The sequence below is a fragment of the Iodobacter sp. genome (genome assembly GCF_025352645.1).
In the GTDB taxonomy this organism is placed as follows: domain Bacteria; phylum Pseudomonadota; class Gammaproteobacteria; order Burkholderiales; family Chitinibacteraceae; genus Iodobacter.
Window position 1 is genome coordinate 19,554 of the sequence record NZ_JANXSO010000141.1, and the last position, 21,416, is coordinate 40,969.

Consider the following 21,416-nt stretch of genomic DNA (forward strand, 5'->3'; position numbering starts at 1 on the left):
AAAATGTAGAGGCGCTGCTTGCTGCGCCCTGTAAGACGGGTACAACCCACGTTTTTTTCAACATCGATCAAAGATTGCACCCGCCCTACTCGCTTGGCTTAAGTTAATAGGACTGGGGTTCCCCTCTAAAAAAACACAGCACTTTGCCATATCCCAACCACTTAATTACGTGGCTTAGCCGCTAATTCTGCCAATAGGGTTGCTTGTGAAGAGCGCAACTTACCCCCACGCGCCGTCTTGCGACGATAGCGGCCATCCGACAGCATTTCCCAAGCTTGGGTGTTATCCACTAAGCAAGGGCGCAGGCTTTCACGAATCACACGGCGTTTTACTTTTGGATTTAAGATTGGGAAGGCAATCTCAATACGGCGGAATAAATTGCGCCCCATCCAATCGGCAGAGGATAAGTACACATCCTCAGCACCATCGTTATAAAAATAAAACACGCGGTGATGCTCTAATAAACGCCCAATAATCGATCGAACCCGAATATTGTCCGACACCCCAGGAATACCTGGGCGCAGCGCACACACCCCACGCACGATCAGGTGAATTGTTACCCCCGCTTGCGATGCCTGATACAGCTTATCAATCACTGTTGGTTCTAATAGCGCATTCATTTTGGCGATAATCACCGCCTTACGCCCTTCCTTGGCGTGGGCAATTTCTTTATCGATATACTTTAAAATATTCGGCTGCAAAGTAAACGGCGCTTGCCATAACTGATGATGATCGCCAGCCAAGCCAAGGCCGGTAAGCTGCATAAACACGTCATTCACATCGCTAACGATTTCTTCATTCGTCGTCATCAAGCCAAAATCGGTGTAAAGCTTAGTGGTGCGCGGGTGGTAATTACCCGTACCAACGTGGGCATAGCGGTTTAAGCGCCCTTCCTCGCGACGCACAATTAACAACATCTTGGCGTGGGTTTTATAGCCATATACGCCATACACCACGTGCACACCCGCCAGCTCTAGCTTGGCAGCCCAGTTAATATTGGCTTCTTCATCAAAGCGCGCCATCAGCTCAACCACTGCCGTCACCTCTTTACCGCGCCCTGCCGCCTCGCTTAAGGCCTCCATCAAGGATGATTCAGTGCCGGTACGGTAAACCGTCATCTTGATCGCCACCACCTGTGGATCCCTTGCTGCCTGCTGCAGCAAATCAATCACGGGGGTAAAGCTTTGGTAAGGATGATGCAATAAAATATCGCCTTGGCGAATCGCGGCAAACATATCTGGCTGTTTGCGTAGCTCAATAGGAATACCTGGCATAAATGGTTCAAACTTCAGATCGGGTCGATCAACCTGATCCGGCACTTGCATCAAGCGCACTAAATTTACAGGCCCGTTTACGCGGTATAAATCAGCATCTTTTAAACCAAACTGATCACGCAAGAAAGCTTGTAAATGCTTAGGGCAATTATCCGCCAGCTCTAAACGCACGGCATCGCCATAAGAGCGTTGCGACAACTCGCCTTTTAGCGCCGCCCGTAAGTCTTTTAGATCATCATCATCCACCGATACATCAGAATCGCGCGTCACGCGGAATTGATAACAACCTAGCACCTGCATACCAGAAAACAGCTCATCCACGTGCGCATGCAAAATGGACGATAAGAAAACAAAGCCATTTTCTACACCAGAAATCTCGTCCGGCATTTTTACAAAGCGCGGCAAAATACGTGGTGCTTGCACAATGGCAATCCCCGAGCTGCGACCAAACGCATCGTTGCCTTCTAGCTCAACAATAAAATTAAGGGATTTATTGAGTACTCGTGGGAAAGGATGCGAAGGATCAAGCCCAATCGGCGTCAGAATTGGCATCAGCTCACGGAAAAAGAAATCACGCACCCACTCCCGCTGCTCGTCTGTCCACACACTGCGACGGAAAAAATGAATCCCTTCTTTAGCCATAGCAGGGAATAATACCTCTAGCAGCAAGCTATATTGGCGATCCACTAAATCATGTGCTTCCCGCGTCACCAGCTCAAACGCCTGCAGCGGTGTCATCCCTTCGGGTAGTAAACGCGTTGGGTTATGGCAGATGTTTTCTTTAAGCCACGCTACCCGCACTTCAAAAAACTCATCCAAATTAGATGAAACAATGCACAAAAACTTCAGACGTTCCAACAAAGGATTGCTAGCGTCCTCCGCCTGAGCCAATACTCGGCGATTGAACTCCAACAACCCCATTTCACGATTGAGCATTAACTGATTGTCTGTAGGTTTGTAACTCATCTTTCTTCGCTTTGGTATAGCGTTACACGCTGTCAGGAATAAATAAAACCCTAGAATGGATAAGGTTTCGAACCAATTTTAAGCTAAAAATTCAATTGCAAATTTCACGCCAATTCTGCCAATTTAAGCATTTATAAGGTAAGCACGTTTTTTGCCCACGCCATGCAATCGCGCAGGCCAACCAAACCGCCTTTCCCATCCATATATTAACGAGATTGCGTTTCACCCGCCCTACACACGCTACCTAACTGATATTACATAGCAAAATCAAAAAACATGAACAGATACCAATTAACCAGCAACATTTGAATTCTTTATAATAAATTTTATTTAAAATCAAATAGTTATATATATACAAAGATCTATACGTCGTGATAATAAAACAAAGTAAGATCATCCCCGTTTGATCGGTTTATTTCGTGTATTTAGTGCTTTTCGTGGACTAATAATCGTTATGCGTAAGATCAGTAGCAAAATACTCTGCCGCCTACAGCAGAAACAACACAGGCCACTATAAGTGGCCTGTGCTTAAGAATTATTGCGGCACAAAGCCTGCGGGCATTTCTGCACCATCGCCAAAGAAATAATTCTCTAACTGCTGCTGCAAATACTGCCGCGCACGCGGATCAGCCAAGCTCAAACGATTTTCATTAATCAACATGGTTTGATGCTTAATCCAGGCCTGCCATGCTTCTTTAGAAACATTCTCAAATACCTTCTTACCCAAAGCACCTGGCAATGGCGGGAATTCCATCCCCTCAGCTTCACGGCCCAGCTTTACACAGTTCACAGTGCGGCTCATTAGTATCACCTCAATAATATTACATTTATGTTTCTAGAAAATGACAAAAACTGCTTATACCGGCTTTGCGAGCAATGGCATACAGAGGCACACAAGCAGATTTTGCATCCGGCAATTCATTCAAGAAGCTTTTGCTGATTATACCAGAGCAGCGTGATACCACAGGAAGAGGGAGGGATTACACAAGCATAAGAGTAAAAGATCTTTATAAGTAAGTATTTACTAAAAATATCAAGCAACTTTGCTGTCGAGCCACGGCAACACTCAAACATAAACTTACTCAGCACAAAAATAAATTACCAAAACCAAATTATTAGTAATTTTATTGAAAGCAAACAAATAATCACAAGATGACATACTAAAAATGCTTACAAAAATGAATAAACGTATCGAGCAAATACAAACTATGCCTCTTTATGCTCTGAACTCAGCCCATAAAAATGTGAAAAGCATATAACTAACCGACAAAATCTTACCAATAGCAAAAGATATATTGAAAGTAAAAAGCTATAAATCCTGCCCCAGATCGAACTAAATCAAATAAAAAAACTGTAAATATTTACAAAAATCACCACGACATAATCATATTCGAAAAATAAAACACATTAAAACAACATCATAAACAAGTGTTTTAATATAGATAGAGCTAGCACGGATGATAACGACTCCTATTATTGACACGATAATTCAAAGTGTTTACATTCAGCGTCAATGTAATAAAAGATTAACGCAAATGTCATATAAAATGACGTCTAGATCACTTACACGCTTTAATACCTCTTTCTCACTTGCATCAAAAATCTAGTTGATCATTTAGTGGGGCTAAACAACTCATTAATTTGGCTAACTTAGATGTATCAATCAATCAAAAAAATAAAAACGTCTTATCAAATAGGGCTGCTTGAACATAAAAAATTGGCCATACCAGACTTTTATGCCGATAAGCAACGCCCCCTCAACTCAGCCCCCCCTACCACCGCTCTAAACCAGAGTGCCAAATAAAATGGCCCGCAGCGCCACAGCCATCACCTTGGCTGTTTGGAAAGCCTTATTCCTGCGCGAAGCCGTCGGCCGCTTATTCTCTGGGCGCGCCACTTGGTTTTGGCTGCTGGCCGAGCCGATATTTCATGTGGCCTATCTGGTTTTTATTTTTACCGGCATCCGCGTACGCAATATTGGCGGCATCGATTCCACCATCTGGATTATGGTTGGCATGCTGGCCTACTTTATGTTTAACCGTACCGGTACGCAGGTCAAAAATGCAATTAGTGCCAACCAAGCACTATTTGCTTACCGACAAGTAAAGCCCGTCGATACCGTACTGGTGCGTGGCGCACTAGAAGGCTTTTTGATGATTATCATCAGCAGCATTTTGCTGATGTGTGCCGCGCTATTTAATCACCCCGTTGCCCCCAGTAACCCTCTAGGGGTACTCGAAGCATTTTTCGGGCTGTGGCTAGTTGGCTTGGGCTTTGGCTTGGTGACTTCTATTTTCAGCGAACTCATCCCAGAGCTTGGCAAGGTCATTGGCTTAATCATGATGCCGCTGTATATGATTTCCGGCGTTATTTTACCAATATCTACTGTGCCGCAGCCTTACCGCGACTGGCTGTTATTCAACCCTGTAGCCCATGGTTTAGAGGCCGCTCGGCTTGGTTTTGCAGGCAATTACCATGCCGTACCCGAGCTGAGCATTGCTTATATCTATAACTTTGCCCTTGTCAGCATCTTTTTAGGCTTGGCTTTACACCGCCGTTTCGCCCAAAGGCTGACCACAAAATGATTATTGCTAGAGATGTGCATAAACGTTACCTCACCGATCACGGCCCCGGCAGATGGGTATTACAAGGCGTTAATTTTACGATTCCACCCAAGCTGAATGTTGGGCTGATCGGTGCCAATGGCGCGGGTAAATCCACCCTATTGCAGATTGTGGCGGGAGTCGATCACCCCAATAAAGGCAGCGTAGAGCGCCAGTGCAAAGTGTCTTGGCCGATGGGCTTTGGCGGAGGCTTGCAAGGATCCTTAACTGGCCGACAAAACGCCAAATTTGTTTGCCGCATTCATGGCCACGAAGACGATATTCCTGATCGGCTGGCCTTTATTCAAGATTTTGCCGAAATTGGCGACGCCTTTGATCACCCCGTCAAAAGCTATTCATCGGGCATGAAAGCAAGGCTGCAATTTGCCATGTCTTTAGCTTTTGATTTTGACGTCTATATCTCCGACGAAGTGACCTCGGTAGGTGATGCCGCATTCCGCAATAAAGCCGCCGCTGCCTTTAAAAATCTAGCCGATAAAGCCGGGCTGATTATGGTGGCGCATGGCGAGGCCACGCTAAAGCAATTTTGCTCTGCAGGCATTTGGATTCACGACGGCAAAGCGCACTGGTTCGACCAGATTGACGACGCGCTCAAAGCATATAAAGACACATTAAAGAAATGATTAAAAAATTTAGAAATGGTCGCGTAGCCAAAACATGGGCCAGAAACCGCAAAAAATGGTCGCCACCACTCAAGCGCAATCTGATTTTTAGCATCGCCTTAGTTGCCTTTGCGCTATCGGCCTTTTACTGGCTGGCGCTTGCATCAGACCGCTATGTATCTACCGCCCATGTGATTATTCAACGCACTGACGTGGCCGGTGGCCAAGGGATGGATTTCTCTAGCCTACTGGGCGGCTCTAACGGCAACCGGGCCGATCAGCTGCTACTACGCGATCATTTGCTGTCTATCGACATGCTTAAAAAGCTCGATGCCCGCTTAAATCTGCGCGCCCATTACAGCGACACCCATCACGACCTGCTATCCCGCATGTGGTCTGCGGATAATGCTATTGAGCACTTTTATAGTTATTACCTATCCCGTGTGAGCGTGGAATTTGACGACTACACCGGCGTGCTGATTATCAAAGCTCAAGGCTACGACGCAAAAATGGCCCAAGCCATCACCACCTTACTGGTGCAAGAAGGTGAGCTATTTATGAATGAAATAGCCCATAGCCTAGGTAAAACGCAGGTTGAATTCCTAGAAAAACAAGTGATCACCATGAACGAGCGCTCCATCAAAGCGCGCCAAGCGGTATTAAGCTACCAAAACAAACAGGGCCTTGTTTCCCCACAAGCCACAGCAGAAAACATCGTCGGTATTGTGGCCAAGCTAGAAGCACAACGCACCGAGTTAGAAACCCAGCGCAGCGCCCTGCAATCTTATTTAGTTCAGGATCACAGCAGCATTATTCAGCTGAATCAGCAAATTGAAGCCATCAACAAGCAGCTCGCTCAAGAGCAGGCCAAGCTAACCTCGCCCACAGGTAAGCCACTCAACCGCACCGTAGAAGAATTTCAGCGCCTAGAAATGCAGGCTGCCTTTGCCCAAGACGTTTACAAAGTAGCACTGGTGGCGCTAGAAAAAGGCCATATCGAAGCCACCCGCATGATCAAAAAAGTATCGGTTATCCAAGCCCCAAGCCAAGCCGAATACCCACTAGAACCACGCCGCTATTACAACACGCTGGTATTTATGCTCGTCATCATGCTTATGGCCGGTGTGGCCCAGCTGCTGGCCGCCATTATTCGCGACCATAAGGACTGATCCCATGAAAATCGCCTCCGCCCTCATTAGCGGCATGCTAGCCCTGCTTTGCGCCGCCCCTGCCGCCGCCTTTAGCCCTTTTGAAAGCAATACCGCTCAAAAACCAGTAATACAAGAACAACCCCTCGCCAAACCAGCCCTCCCCGCCGCCAACGAGCAGCCCTTAGCCGAGCCACCACAAAGCTATGACTACAGCGCCAATTTAAAAAGTGATGTATTTGGTGCCAACCTATTTACCGGCGCATTTGCCCGCGCAGGCGCCACCCAATTCAACCCCGATTACGCCGTGGCCGTGGGCGACAAAATCCAGATTCGCCTATGGGGCGCGTTTGATTTTGATACAAAACTCACCGTAGACCCCAAGGGAAATATTTTTCTGCCTCATGTTGGCCCCGTCACCGTGCTAGGCGTGCGTAATCAAGATTTACAACGGATTGTTGAAGCCGCCGTCGCCCAAACTTTTCGCAGCAATGTAAATAGCTACGCCAGCCTGGCCGCCGCCCAACCCGTGCGCGTATTTGTCAGCGGTTTTGTAAACCGCCCTGGCCTCTATAGCGGCACCAGCATGGATAGCCTGCTGCATTACCTAGACCAAGCAGGTGGGATTGACGCCGAGCGCGGCTCCTTCCTCAACGTGCAAGTAAAACGCGGCCAAACTATCCGCGCCAGCGCCAATCTTTACGAATTCTTACTAAATGGCACCATGCCGCTGATTCAACTGAGCGATGGCGACGTTATTTTTGTAGCGCCACGTCAGTACAGCGTAAAAGTAAGCGGGCTAGCTGCCAATGCCAAACGCTTTGAATTTAGCGACAAAACCCGCACCGTGGCCGACCTGATCAACATCACCAAGCCCAACGCTGCCGCCACCCATGTGCGCGTGATTCGCAACACTGGCAGCATCAAAAATATCGAATATTACCCACTAGGCGACGCCGCCAGCGTAGCGCTACAAAATGGCGACGAGCTGGAATTCACCGCCGACAAAAAACCCGGCAGCATCACCGTGCGGGTAGAAGGCGAGCACAACAGCGCCCAAGAATACGTACTGCCCTACGGCGCACGTATGAGCCAGCTGCTAGCGCAAATCCAATACACCGATCATTCAGATCAAGCCAGCCTGCAGCTATTTCGCCAAAGCGTAAAAGTACGGCAAAAGCAAATGCTCGACACCTCACTCCGCTCCCTCGAATCCGCAGCCCTCACCGCCCGATCAGGCACGAGCGACGAAGCCGTACTACGCAAACAAGAATCAGAGCTGATCTTGCAATGGGTAGAGCGCGCCAAAAAAATCGAACCCAGCGGCCAAGTCGTCATCGCCCAAGCCAGCAGCCGCGATCAGCTACTGCTAGAAAACGGCGACGTCTTACGTGTGCCCGTCAAAGACGGCCTGGTACTCGTCAGCGGCGAAGTGCTCTTCCCCAACGCCGTGGCCTTCGATCAAACACTACAGCTAGACGATTACATTAACCGCGCCGGCGGCTACACCCAAAACACCGACGTAGCCCGCATCATCGTCGCCCGCCGGGATGGCAGCTTTAACGAAGCCAGCAGCGAAACCGGCATCTTTGGCTCCGCCAAAAACAAAATCGCCATTCAATCTGGCGACGAAATTTTGGTCCTACCAAAAATAGACGTGAAATCAAGGCAAATTTGGAAAGATATGACGCAGATTATTTATCAGATTGCGGTGAGTGCGAAGGTGGTGTTGGGGTTGTAAATATATACGAACAAAAACCATTTAAGAGTACTTATCAAAATTCAAGATAATTACAAAATCAATATTAACCATTGTGAATACACCCATGAATATCTTATTTTATTTAGAACCGGCTATTGAATTTGGAAATCCACTTTTTCGTTACGCAACTTTACGAAATTCACTATTACCACAAATAAAAGCATTGGATAACACAGGTGAAAATATCGTTCTTCTGTTAAGTGCTCCTGTAGCAGAAAAAGCAATAGAAGATGGGCATACACGTGTAATTCCTCAAATGGCTGTCATTGACCCCATCAACTGGATGGATGGCGAAAATAACCATGACCGCTCTATGCGCCACCATGCTGGGAACTTCCGCACAGGTGAAATTACCCGCTTGGAAGGTCTTATTAGAAACTCATTGCCAAATGATTTTGAGCCAGATTTAATAATTGTATGGGAAAGCCCTGTTAATTATTTACAAACTATCTTTCCAAGCTCACGAATTATTTATCAAATGCCTGGTTTTTTCTCTCGCCCACCATTTGCATCGCTAGTATCAATGGATACAGGCCTTCTCGAGCACCATCAAGTAGTAAAACATATAGATAAAGAATTAACGGAAGAGCTGGAAGCCCTTAGCCGTCTCCGAAAACATGAGCAACACTTTCTAAGTACCATTTCACCAGTACGGGAAATGATTAACAATATTAAGTGTAAATTTGACAGCATCATTTTATTGCCACTTCAAATTGATGGCTATTTTATGATTAACAGTGTGCTAAAAGAAGGCCGCTCCCAATTTAGTGAGCTAATTGATCTTCTTACTCAAATCCCTGAAAATCAAGCTCTTTGGGTTACAAATTACAAGTCACGCGACGCACAGAGTGCGGTACTAACGGAAAATAATATTAGTTTTTTAGAAAAACGCTTCCCAAATTTCATATATAGAAAAGAAACGGACAGTATCCCTTGTGTATCCCAATTTCTAGTTTCTGAGGTTGATGCAATCATTACAATCTCATCCTCGATTGGGTATCAAGCAGCTTTTTGGCAGAAGCCATTATTAACACTTGGGGATAGCCATATAACCCCTTTTTCGACAGCAGAATCACTTGAAGATTTATTAATACAAGCTAAATTAAAGTCTAATCAAAATCGTGATCCTTTGATAATCTCTGCTCTTTGCACTCGCCATCTATCCATGCAATTTGTTTCAGGTGATGCGTTTGCATCATGGCTCAATAAATTTCATGAGACAGGTGAATTTTCGAGCTGGACAAAGGGTGCAGTAGCAGAACAGCTTATTTTAGAGCGCCGTGAATCTGATGTATTGCAGCAACTTCGATATTTTGAAAAAGTTCGAAACGATTCATCTATTGACCACTGCAATGAACTATCTCATCAAATTATTAAACACGATATTATTTCATTTGATATTTTTGATACTTTACTTTATCGGCCATTTAAATCTCCAGCAGATATGTTTGATCTTATGGCTGAAGAGGTGGAAGAAATCACAGGAATTGCTTCCCTTGATTTTCGTGCGGCAAGACGAAGCGCGGAGAATGAAGCGTTTAAGGCTGCAATCCAATGTGGCGAAGGTGAAACTACATTTAAAGATATTTACAAAGCTCTCGCTTTACAACTAGATTTAAGCGAAGAAACTTGCGATCGTCTCATGAATCTAGAAATGAGCCTTGAGCATGAATTACTTTACCCTCGAGTATCTGGGTACAAAGCATTCCAAGAAGCAAAAAGTCTAGGCAAAAAGATTATTTTAATATCAGACATGTACCTATCAAAAGACTTTCTATGTGAAGTATTAAAAAAGAATGGTTATAACGGCTATGAACAAATTTTCGTTTCATCCGACTATAAAGCAAAAAAACATAATGGGGTTTTATTTGATCGAGTGCTTGAACAACTAGATATAGAGCCAAACCAAATTCTTCACATCGGAGATAATGTCGATGCCGATGTCAAACGCGCCAAAGAACGTGGAATTAAACCATTTCACCTAACACGCGCCTCAGAAGTCTTCACTAAAAACGATAATTACCAAATACCTTGGGCACGTGATGAAAATCGACACTCCTTAGATTGGCGCATGATCCTTGCAATCATAGGTAATCGTATTCATGATAATCCATACATTCCCCACCGCAAGGGAACCTTATTTGGCGGAGACCCATGGAAGCTGGGCTACTCCGGCTTTGGGCCGCTCTTACTAGGCTATGCCAAATGGCTAATCGAACGATCACATCATGATGGAGTAGAGCACCTTTATTTTCTATCCCGAGATGGAAAGATCATGAAAGATGCTTATGACCGGCTTCGCCCGTTATATGGAAAAGCCCCTGAATCACACTACATGCTCTGCTCTCGACGAGCTGTTAACCTTGCAAAAATTGAAGATGAAACAGGCATTATGGATCTGTTGCACGTTGACTTTGCTCATCGCACATCTCTTGGACATCTACTCACTCACCGCTTTGGTGTAACACAAAATGATATTCCACAAGAAACGATGGAAAAGCATGGCTACGCTTGGGAATCTAGCCTCACAGCAAATGATTTGCCAAGGTTACGAGCATTATTTGTAGATATCAAAGAGCCTTTACTTACAATCGCTGCCGAAGAACGCACAAACTACCTCGACTACATTAATCAAGGTGGTTTGTTTGCAAACAATAATGCCTCGATAGTTGATATTGGCTACGCAGGTACTATGCAAGAATCACTATTTCTTTTATCAAAAAAGAATAAACCAATTGGTGGCTATTACCTAATGACATTCCGCGCTGCACTCAAGCGGATTAAACAACGCGGATTACCAATTACTGGCTACCTTGCAAATTTTGTTGATCGTCATGACACATATCACCCTTTCTGCCGAAATGTCCCTCTCTACGAAACATTATTTAGTAGCACTGATACTTCGTTCGTACGAATGGGTAGAAATTGGAATCGCGAACTGTATCCAATCTTTATGCAACGCTCTCCAATTGAAGAAACACGAGAAAAACTTGTTCGCGAAGTCCATCGTGGAGCGCTAGATTTCATTGAAGATGTTGTACGTATTTTAGGACCACGCCTTAAAACCATCGATATTGAGCCAAGTAAATCATTACGTATGCTTGATAAACTCTTTAATGATCCACATCCCCGAGATGCGCGTATTTTCGCAGGAGTAATGTTTGAAGATGCTTATGGTGGTCGCAGCCACAAAACTATTCTGCCAACAGAAGATAAACTTCAAAATGAATGCGTTTGGCAAAAAGGTCTCGAAGCACTCGTTCGTGACCAACAAATAAAACAACAACAAAATGCAAAACAAACACAACGAAAACCCGTTGCTATCGCAAATGGAAATTTACAACAAAAAACAATACAAAATAAATCTAATATTGAAATTACCCTTGACTGGAAAGCTACAACAATCCATTGGGTACTAGTAAATACACTAACTAATCAAAAAAAACAAAAATTCTTACGAAACCCATACATATTTTTCCATGATGCCAAAAATCCACTTGTAAAAAAATTTGGTAAATACTACTTAAATAGTTGCAAGAACTAATGACTACTCCGATTTTTATGAAAATAAACTCCATTACACAATCCAACTCAGCCCCCTTTACTCTCTTTGGCGGTATCAACGTCTTAGAATCCAAAGACTTCGCACTTAAAACCTGCGCTGAATATGTAAGGGTTACGCAAAAACTAGGGATTCCTTACGTCTTTAAAGCTAGCTTTGATAAGGCAAATCGCTCTTCAATTCACTCCTATCGCGGGCCGGGTTTGGAGGAAGGTTTGCGTATTTTTGAGGCGGTGAAGGCTGAGTTTGGCGTGCCTATGCTTACAGATGTGCACGAGCCTTGGCAGGCTCAGGCAGTGGCAGAGGTGGTGGATATTCTGCAATTACCAGCATTTTTGGCTCGGCAAACCGATCTGGTAGTGGCCTTGGCGAAGACGGGTCGCATCATCAACATCAAGAAACCGCAGTTTTTAAGTCCATCTCAAGTACTTAATATTGTTGAGAAATTCAAAGAAGCAGGCAATGAGCAGCTGATTCTTTGCGACCGTGGCACTTGCTTTGGTTACGATAATTTAGTGGTAGATATGCTGGGCTTTGGGGTGATGAAAAAGGTTTGCAATGATTTGCCGATCATCTTTGATGTCACTCATTCCTTACAACAACGCGATGCGATGGGGGCGGCTTCCGGTGGGCGCAGGGCACAAGTTTTAGAGTTGGCCCGTGCAGGTATGGCAGTGGGTTTGGCGGGGCTTTTCCTTGAGGCTCATCCCAACCCAGATCAAGCCAAATGCGATGGCCCAAGTGCCTTGCCATTAGATCAGCTAGAGCCTTTCCTTACGCAAATTAAGGCTGTGGACGATTTGGTGAAATCTTTTGCTCCCCTGCATATTGCTTAATTAAGAGAGCCCTGCTTTGAATGATTTAACTGCAAAACGTCTAGTTATTGTGATTCCTGCCCGCTATGGCTCTAGCCGCTTACCTGGTAAACCATTAGCCGATATTCTGGGTAAACCAATGGTGCAGCATGTGTATGAGCAGGCACTCCAAGTGCCGCATATCCACAAAGTACTGATTGCTACTGATGATGTACGCGTCGCCGATGCGGTAAAGCTGTTTGGTGGGGAATATTTAATGACCTCGCCCGATCATCCATCAGGTACAGATCGCCTTACTGAAGTCATGCGCCAGATCGATGCAGATATTTATATCAACTTACAGGGCGATGAGCCATTAGTACGCTCCGCTGATATTGCTAAGCTGGCGGCGGGAATGTGCGCCGATGAAACGGTGCAAGTCGGCACACTCTGCCACCCTATTCCTAGTAAAGAAGCAAGTAATCCCAACACGGTAAAAGTGGTGCTCGCCAGCAATGGTGATGCGCTTTACTTTAGCCGCGCCGCTATTCCTTATCCCCGAGATGACGAGAGCAGCGCCTGCTATCTGAAGCATGTAGGTGTGTATGCCTACCGCCGTGAAGTGCTAGAGGCTTACGCCCAATTGCCACAAACCATGCTTGAGCAAGCAGAAAAACTAGAACAATTGCGTCTGTTGGCTGCGGGTTTACGCATCCGTGCTTTTGAAATAGAGCCAACTGGCCCGGGTGTTGATACGCCGGAATGCTTGGCGCATGTAAGGGCGATCATGGCTGGCTTGCCAGCGCAGCGTCAGCCATCGCTAGCAGAAACCAAGCTAGTGATTACCGATGTGGATGGCGTGCTTACAGATGGTGGCTTGTATTACGACGCAACTGGCGAATGCTTGAAACGTTTTCATGTGCGTGACGGCCTAGGCATTCGCTTACTAGAAGAAAGCGGCATTCGGGTGGCGGTGTTATCAGGCCGAGACTCGGCCACCTTGCGTAAACGTGTCGCAGATTTAGGCGTGACCTTGCATCAGTTTGGCGTAAAGGACAAAGCACGGGCCTGCTTTGAGCTCATGGCACAAGCCAATGCCCAAGCGCACGAAACCGTTTGCGTCGGTGACGACAGTATTGATCTGCCTGCCTTCGAGGTATGTGGCCTCTCCTTCGCGGTGGCAGATGCGCCATCTTATGTAAAAGCCAAAGCTAGCCACGAATTAAAGACGCAAGGTGGAGCCGGTGCATTCAGAGAATTGGCCGATATGATTTTGCTGGCCCAAGGCAAAGAAGATGTATTTGGCACAGCCAAAGGCTTTTCTACCGTTATGAATGGCATTACGCAGTAAGTAATTAGACATTTTTAAATGCAAACGCATGTGAACTCGTAGGGTGTGCCAAGCACTTTTCTTGCGCACCGGCCCTCGGTGCGCAACGACTTCGTCGTTTCACACCCTACTAAAATTCAATAATTTAGAAATACCGGATGTTATACGGAAGTACTTAATACACCATAGAGAATCAAAATGACTGCAGTTATTTCACAAGCTAAAAATATCGTGGCAATTGAGATTCAGGCCCTTAGCGCAATGGCGGATCGAATTGACGAAAGCTTTCAAAAAGCCATTGATATTATTTTGAATGCCAAGGGCCGCGTCGTGGTGGTGGGCATGGGTAAATCGGGCTTGATCGGTAAAAAAATTGCGGCGAGCATGGCGTCTACCGGAACTGCAGCATTTTTTGTTCACCCCGGCGAGGCTTTTCATGGCGATTTAGGAATGATTCATTCCTCTGACACGGTGCTGATGATCTCTAATAGTGGAGAAACTGAAGAGCTGATTCGATTACTGCCCTTTTTGCTTCATCAAGAAAACCGCGTGATTGCCATGACCGGCAAAATGGAATCCACACTCGCCAAACACGCCGATGTAGTACTAGATATTTCTGTAGAGCGGGAAGCATGCAATAACAACTTAGCCCCTACTTGCTCTACCACCGCGACTTTGGTGATGGGTGATGCGCTGGCTATTGTTTTATCCACAAAATACGATTTCCAGATTGAAGATTTTGCTCGTTTCCATCCAGGTGGCAGCTTAGGCCGCCGCCTGCTGACCCGTGTTGCCGATGTGATGTGTAAAGATAATCTACCCATTTGCCATCAAGAAGACTCCTTTAGGGATGTGGTTCATGTCATTAACAGCGGACGCTTAGGCTTGGCCTTAGTGATGGAAAATGACGAGCTGCAAGGCATCATTACCGATGGCGATGTAAGACGCGCCTTTGATTCTGATCGTGACTACAAGCAAATCAAAGCAGCACACATTATGAGTAAAAATCCAAAATGCGCCTCACCTGACGAACGTTTTGTAGATGCAGAAGAGCGTATTCGCATCGCAAAAATTAATGCATTAGTGGTTAAAAATGAAATGAATAAGGTCGTTGGAATCTTGCAGATTTTCGATATAGATAATTAATGCCCGTAAAAAATATAAATAAAATTGGAATTTACTCCAGCGGCATTCTTCGTATTCCTTGTTTAAGTGCTTTAGTTGGCGCAGAAATCTGCCCTGCCATTAATCTTCAACAAGTAGATGCATTTGCAGGCTGGGGCAAACGCCCAAGTAGCAAAAAACCAAGAGCAAAAGCAGCTCAACTTGGTCTTCCCTTTCTTGCACTAGAAGACGGTTTCTTACGCTCGTTTAATACTGGCGAGCATAGCCCGCCTTTGTCTCTTGTGCTTGATTCTGAGGGCATTTACTACGATTGCACCGGCCCTTCGGCTTTAGAAAGTTTACTGAATTCTAAGGCTGATTTGCTGGCGGATATTGCGCTGGATGTGGCGCGGGCTAAGGCTTTGCTGCTGCAGCATCAGCTGAGTAAATACAATCATGCGCCGATGTTGGATCTGGCTTTGCTGCGCAGCTGGGATCGCCAGCGGGTGCTGGTGATTGATCAAACGGCTGGCGATATGAGCGTGGCTTTAGGTGGGGCGAGTGCGGCTAGTTTTAGCCAGATGCTGGCGGCGGCTTACGCTGAAAATCCTGATGCTACGGTTTATGTAAAAACGCATCCAGAGGTTACGTCAGGGCGCAAGCAGGGTTATTTAAGCCATGTGCAAGATGATGCGTGCACGGTGGTTTTGCGCCAAGCGATTAACCCGCTGAGCCTTATTGAGCAGATGGATAAAGTGTATGTAGTGACGTCCACCATGGGTTTTGAGGCTTTACTAGCGGCGAAATCGGTCAGTGTATTTGGCCTACCTTGGTATGCGGGCTGGGGGGTGACGGATGATCGGCAGTGCTGTGCCCGCCGTACTCAGCATCGCTCTGTGGATGAATTATTTGCAGCGGCTTATTTCCATTACAGCCGTTATTTAAACCCAGTAACCCATCAGCGAGGCACTATTTTTGATGTGATGGATTGGCTAGTTTTGCAGCGCAAAATGGCCAACCGTTATTCTGGCCGAATGATCGCTGTGGGCTTTAGGCGCTGGAAAGCGGCGAATATCAAGCCGCTATTATCACTGCATGCTGGGCAGGTTTTATTTGTAAAAGACGCGGCTCAGGCGGCGGCTTTAGCGCTGCAAACAGCGGATTGCTTGGTGTTTTGGGGGCGGCAGGCGCCTAAAGGCGTAGCAGAGCTGGCGGCTGAATCTGGCTCGCGGCTGTTGCGTATGGAGGATGGCTTTGTGCGCTCGGTGGGCTTGGGCTCAGATTTAATCCGCCCCTTGTCGCTAGTGCTGGATGAGCAGGGGATTTATTTTGACCCTAGCCAGCCTTCTGCTTTGGAACACATCCTAAATACCACCGCGTTTTCAGCGGCAGAATGCGCGCGCAGCCAGCATTTACGCCGGTTCATCATTCAGCATGGCATCAGTAAATATAATTTAGAACCGCGTGATATCGCCCAATGGCCCAGCACTGGCAAAGAAGTCGTGCTGGTGCCAGGCCAGGTCGAAGACGATGCTTCGATTCGCTATGGTTGCAGCGATGTTAAAACCAATCTTGGCCTACTGCAGGCAGCCAGAGCAGCGCACCCCAGCGCATTTATTGTCTACAAACCACACCCCGATGTGATGTCTGGCAACCGAGCAGGCAAGCTGGTGCTGGCTCAGGCGCTGCAATTTGCCGATTTTGTGGAGGCTAGGCTATCGGTGGTCAGCTGCATCGATGCCTGCGATGTGGTGCATACCATGACATCCCTCACCGGCTTTGATGCGCTGCTGCGTGATAAGCGGGTGGTGGTGTATGGCCAGCCGTTCTACGCGGGCTGGGGGCTAACTAAAGATGTACTAAGCGAAGGGGCAGCCTTTGCCCGCCGCACACGGCCATTATCGCTGGATGAATTAGTGGCGGGCACTTTATTGTATTACCCGCTGTATTGGGATTGGTCTTTAAAAGGCTATACCCATTGCGAGGCGGTATTGCAGCAGATTATTCAAACCCGCAATACGCTTGAAACCCAAAATGGGCTGGAAAAACTGCGCGTTGGCTTGGTACGCCGCCAATTGCGCAAGCTTAATATATTGGCGAAAGCTTGGATTTTTAAATCATGATTAATGAAGGTATTCAGGCATTTGCTGGCAAACGCGTGCTGTTATTACAAGGGCCGGTTTCCACATTCTTTGCTCGCTTGGCAAAAGATTTACGCAATACTGGGGCAGAAGTTTTTAAAGTTAATTTTAATGCCGGTGATTGGCTTTTTTATCCACGGAATGCCATTAATTATCAAGGCAAGATGGAAGATTGGCCTACTTATTTTGAGGCGCTAATTAAAGATCTGAATATTGACGCTATTTTATTATTTGGCGATTGCCGCCGTATTCATCAAGATGCGCACGCTATTGCTGATAAGCATGGCTTAGAAATCGGTGTATTTGAAGAGGGCTATGTACGGCCTGATTACATTACCCTTGAGCGATTTGGCGTAAATGCTTACTCACAATTATCCCGCGAGCCAGCACATTATCAGGAAAAAACAGCTGTTCCCAAAAAACAGCCTGTGGGTAATGCATATTGGGCAATGATTTGGTTTGGATTTTGGTATGGCAGCATTGCGGCCTTAGGCAAAATCTTCTTTAGGCATTATCAGCATCACCGCCCCTTGTCGCTGCTGGAGTTTTTCCCGTGGATGCGCTCGGCACGGCGCAAACAATGGTATCGCTGGGCAGAGCGCGGCACACAAGAAGAGCTGATCTCCCAATGGGACAGACAATTCTTTTTAGCGCCCTTGCAGGTGTTTAATGATTCGCAAATCACCGTACATGCTGATTTTGATGGTGTGGAGCAGTTTATTGAAAGCACGCTGCTGTCCTTTGCTCGGCATGCACCTAAAGACACACTACTGGTTTTTAAGCACCATCCTATGGATAGGGGCTATCGGGATTACACCAAGCTGATCACCAAACTTGCCCATCAGGCCAATGTGGCTGCACGGGTGCTGTATATCCATGATCAGCACTTGCCCACGCTGCTTAATCATGTACGTGGGGTGGTGGTGGTGAACAGTACCGTGGGTTTATCCGCCCTACACCACGGTGCGCCGACCATTACCTGCGGCAATGCCATGTACGATATTGCTGGCCTTACCTATCAAGGCGGGCTGGATCAATTCTGGCAGGCGGCCCCCAATGCCAAGCCTAATAACGCCTTGTATCTGCGCTTTAGAGATTATTTGGTGGCCAAAACTCAGCTCAATGGCAGCTTTTATAAGCCGCTAAAAATGCTTGAATCACATAGTGGGCTAGTTTGGAATGCGTCTAAAAACACCTCGCCGCTACAAGCAGTGGCGACCAAACCTATTACCCCTGCAACCCATATCCAGCCAAAATCCAAAGTGATTGTCTTCGCCAAACCAGAGCCATTAATCAGCAAAAAACCCGAGCGTACCCCTATCACCCATGGCGAAAACGCCTGTAGATATACCTCAATCACATCCATTCTTACCATTGCGCATAGCATCATGCTGTTGGCGACATAGTGGGCCGCTGACGCCATCTGCCGCTCATCGTAGGGCGTAATGCAGCCAAGTGTTTTGGCTTGGCTGCATTACGCCGTATGGGGATTACCAACACAAAGTGCCGCGTACTTTTCAGCATTGCTCGCGGGTTACACCCGCCCTACGAAATACATCATGGCTTCTGCTTAAGTTAATAGAGCTGGCTTGCCCCCCAATCCTATCAACTTAGCCATATCTCATGCCGTTGCCGCACAACTAACGAGCATTGAATCATCGTAGGGCGGGTGCAACCCGCGTATTTTTCAGCAAGGCTCGGCGGGTTTCACCCGCCCTACAAAAGATGTGCTGCATAAGCTTGGCTTACGCTAGTTTTTACTAGCTTGCGAAGGCTGGCTCACCCAAGCCCACACCAACAACGTGTAACCTGCTTTTAACATAAAACCCTTACTCTCCCGATATTAGCTTACAAATTATGGAAAGTCCTAGCTGCCACCTCTTTTGTCTGAGATCTTGCCTGTAATTCTAGTCCATTCACTTTTTTAAAATAAATTGAGATTAAATTCGATTAAAATCCCGCGCCCGCTATTTTTTGACCTAGTATATAAAAACGAGTAAAGCCAAAAAAATATAAAACACACATTTTTCTAAAATAATATGTGGCTTACTTGATATCTCATAGAACATCGACTAATTACTTTGCTAAGGCAAATTTCGGCTGAGTAACAAATACGCAGGGGAATATATGCGTCACTTTTCTTTACTAGCAGTACTGCTCTGCCTATTCAATCAAGCCGCCTTTGCTGATGTTGCAATGACTGTAAATGGCCTATCCAAACATTTTGGCTGTGAAAAGAAAAAAGGCAATACTTGTGATTACAATGAATTTAACCCCGGTTTAGGCATCGAGTTTTATACCAAGACACAGGATTGGGGAAAGCCATTTGTGCGGGCAGGGGTTTATCGAGATTCTTATTCTGATACGGCAGCCTATGCCACGGTAGGTATACGGCAAGATTGGCCTATTAATGATTCCCTTAGGGGCGGTTTGGGCATCATGGGTGGCTATTTAAATAGCCCTCATCAAAATGGCGCAGTTGTTTTGCCATTTATTTATGCTTCTTATAAAAATATAGCAATCGAGCTTGGCTATGTACCCGATGCCCAAGCCTTTAACAGTAAAAACAAATCCAAAAGCATCGCTACCTTGCAATTACGCTGGGATTTTTAATCCACAAATAAAAAACCCAGCATTATCTGCTGGGCTTTTTATATTCAGGCAATTAATTTATTAACTGCCGATCAGGCTTTAAACATTGAATAAGAAATTCAATACATCGCCGTCTTTCACTACGTATTCTTTCCCTTCTGCACGCATCTTGCCCGCTTCTTTTGCGCCTTGTTCACCCTTGTATTGGATGAAATCATCAAAAGCGATGGTTTGGGCGCGGATAAAGCCGCGTTCGAAGTCGGTGTGGATCACGCCAGCGGCTTGTGGGCCGGTGTCGCCTTTGTGGATGGTCCATGCACGCACTTCTTTTACCCCAGCGGTAAAGTAAGTTTGCAGGCCAAGTAAATCGTAGCCCACGCGAATCAGGCGGTTTAGGCCAGGCTCTTCTAGGCCCAATTCGGCGAGGAATTCTTGCTTGTCGGCGTCATCCAGCTCGGCTATTTCGGCTTCGATTGCAGCGCAAACGGCGACTACTGGTGCGCCTTCTAAAGCGGCATGGGCCACTAAGCGGTCCAGCAGTGGGTTATTCTTGAAGCCATCTTCGGCCACATTGGCCACATACATGGCTGGCTTGATGGTCATCAGGCAGAGCGATTTAATCGCCAGCACTTCGTCATCACTTAGGCCAGCCGAGCGAGCAGGCTTACCGTCGTTCAGTAATGGGATGAGCTTTTCTAGCACGGCCACCATTTGGATGGCTTCTTTATCACCAGCGCGGGCTTTTTTGCTATCGCGGGTGAATACTTTTTCTGCCGTGGCCAAATCGGCCAATGCCAGCTCGATACCGATGGTTTCAATATCGGCGATTGGGTCTACACGGCCATTAACGTGGATGACGTTATCGTCTTCAAAGCAGCGCACCACGTTCACAATCGCGTCGGTTTCGCGGATATTGGCGAGGAACTTGTTGCCTAGGCCTTCGCCTTTAGATGCACCCGCTACAAGGCCAGCAATATCTACGAACTCTACAATCGCGGATTGGATTTTCTGCGGTTTAACGATGTCGGATAACTGAGCAAGGCGCACATCCGGCACTTCAACGATGCCGACGTTAGGCTCAATGGTGCAAAAAGGATAGTTTTCAGCCGCAATACCGGCCTTGGTCAGTGCATTAAACAGGGTCGATTTACCGACATTAGGCAGGCCAACGATGCCGCATTTGAGACTCATATCATCCTTTCGCCGCAAATCGCGGCCAACATATACTTTAAAAACGGGATTTTACCCGATTGTGAACGCCGCCGCTCCCACCCTGCACAAATCCCATTGGCAAATGGCGGTAAATTGCGCGTGTACTGCAAAAAAATCTAAATTTCGAAGCATGGAGGGCGCGGAGAAATCCACACCCTATAAGCTGTAGTGGTCAAGTATTTTCAGACACCACGATCGGTGTTTTTACTGCCATTTCTCGTTCATAAATCATTGGCGGTAAATTGCCCCTGGCCGAGTACAAACGCACACAGTTGTAAAAGCCAGCGATGTACTCGGTGATGTCT

Annotated in this window: 14 protein-coding genes; 11 read left to right on the forward strand and 3 right to left on the reverse strand. The window is 46.5% G+C overall.

The window, feature by feature from the left end:
* Positions 1-161: 161 nt before the first annotated feature.
* The gene (gene ppk1 / locus Q0R17_RS16245) at positions 162-2,240 is read right to left on the reverse strand and encodes a polyphosphate kinase 1 (protein ID WP_374759881.1); all 2,079 of its coding nucleotides are present in this window, start codon (positions 2,238-2,240) and stop codon (positions 162-164) included.
* Between the two features lie 535 nt (positions 2,241-2,775).
* Complete coding sequence (locus tag Q0R17_RS16250) at positions 2,776-3,042, reverse strand: oxidative damage protection protein (protein WP_293936775.1); 267 nt, start codon at positions 3,040-3,042, stop codon at positions 2,776-2,778.
* 1,003 nt (positions 3,043-4,045) lie between these two features.
* On the opposite strand from Q0R17_RS16250, the gene Q0R17_RS16255 reads away from it, so the two are divergent.
* The 11 genes from Q0R17_RS16255 to Q0R17_RS16305 all read left to right on the forward strand — a co-directional run bounded on the left by Q0R17_RS16255 (position 4,046) and on the right by Q0R17_RS16305 (position 19,920).
* Complete coding sequence (locus tag Q0R17_RS16255; RefSeq protein WP_293936777.1) at positions 4,046-4,825, forward strand: ABC transporter permease; 780 nt, start codon at positions 4,046-4,048, stop codon at positions 4,823-4,825.
* Positions 4,822-5,487: an ABC transporter ATP-binding protein gene (locus Q0R17_RS16260; RefSeq protein WP_293936779.1), complete on the forward strand. Its 666-nt coding sequence runs from the start codon at positions 4,822-4,824 to the stop codon at positions 5,485-5,487. Before Q0R17_RS16255 ends, Q0R17_RS16260 begins: the two co-directional genes overlap by 4 nt.
* A complete protein-coding gene (locus Q0R17_RS16265; RefSeq protein WP_293936781.1) occupies positions 5,484-6,635 on the forward strand; it encodes a chain-length determining protein in 1,152 nt (383 codons plus the stop codon). Before Q0R17_RS16260 ends, Q0R17_RS16265 begins: the two co-directional genes overlap by 4 nt.
* A gap of 4 nt (positions 6,636-6,639) precedes the next feature.
* Entirely contained in the window at positions 6,640-8,355 is a 1,716-nt protein-coding gene (locus tag Q0R17_RS16270; RefSeq protein ID WP_293936783.1) for a polysaccharide biosynthesis/export family protein, read from the forward strand.
* An 85-nt stretch (positions 8,356-8,440) separates the two neighbouring features.
* Positions 8,441-11,920, forward strand: a complete 3,480-nt coding sequence (locus Q0R17_RS16275) for an HAD-IA family hydrolase (protein ID WP_293936785.1) — start codon at positions 8,441-8,443, stop codon at positions 11,918-11,920.
* Between the two features lie 17 nt (positions 11,921-11,937).
* A complete protein-coding gene (gene kdsA, locus Q0R17_RS16280) occupies positions 11,938-12,774 on the forward strand; it encodes a 3-deoxy-8-phosphooctulonate synthase (protein ID WP_374759882.1) in 837 nt (278 codons plus the stop codon).
* 16 nt (positions 12,775-12,790) lie between these two features.
* Positions 12,791-14,083, forward strand: coding sequence for a 3-deoxy-manno-octulosonate cytidylyltransferase (gene kdsB, locus Q0R17_RS16285; RefSeq protein WP_293936789.1), 1,293 nt, complete (start codon positions 12,791-12,793; stop codon positions 14,081-14,083).
* A gap of 177 nt (positions 14,084-14,260) precedes the next feature.
* Positions 14,261-15,208 (forward strand): SIS domain-containing protein, encoded by a 948-nt coding sequence (locus Q0R17_RS16290; RefSeq protein WP_293936791.1) that lies wholly within the window; start codon positions 14,261-14,263, stop codon positions 15,206-15,208.
* The gene (locus tag Q0R17_RS16295; protein ID WP_293936793.1) at positions 15,208-17,289 is read left to right on the forward strand and encodes a capsular polysaccharide biosynthesis protein; all 2,082 of its coding nucleotides are present in this window, start codon (positions 15,208-15,210) and stop codon (positions 17,287-17,289) included. Before Q0R17_RS16290 ends, Q0R17_RS16295 begins: the two co-directional genes overlap by 1 nt.
* Positions 17,286-18,713, forward strand: a complete 1,428-nt coding sequence (locus tag Q0R17_RS16300; RefSeq protein WP_293936794.1) for a capsule biosynthesis protein — start codon at positions 17,286-17,288, stop codon at positions 18,711-18,713. Before Q0R17_RS16295 ends, Q0R17_RS16300 begins: the two co-directional genes overlap by 4 nt.
* Positions 18,714-19,434: 721 nt before the next feature.
* Entirely contained in the window at positions 19,435-19,920 is a 486-nt protein-coding gene (locus Q0R17_RS16305) for a hypothetical protein (protein WP_293936795.1), read from the forward strand.
* Positions 19,921-19,998: 78 nt separating this feature from the next.
* On the opposite strand, the gene ychF is transcribed toward Q0R17_RS16305, so the two are convergent.
* Complete coding sequence (gene ychF, locus Q0R17_RS16310) at positions 19,999-21,090, reverse strand: redox-regulated ATPase YchF (protein ID WP_293936796.1); 1,092 nt, start codon at positions 21,088-21,090, stop codon at positions 19,999-20,001.
* Positions 21,091-21,416: the final 326 nt, after the last annotated feature.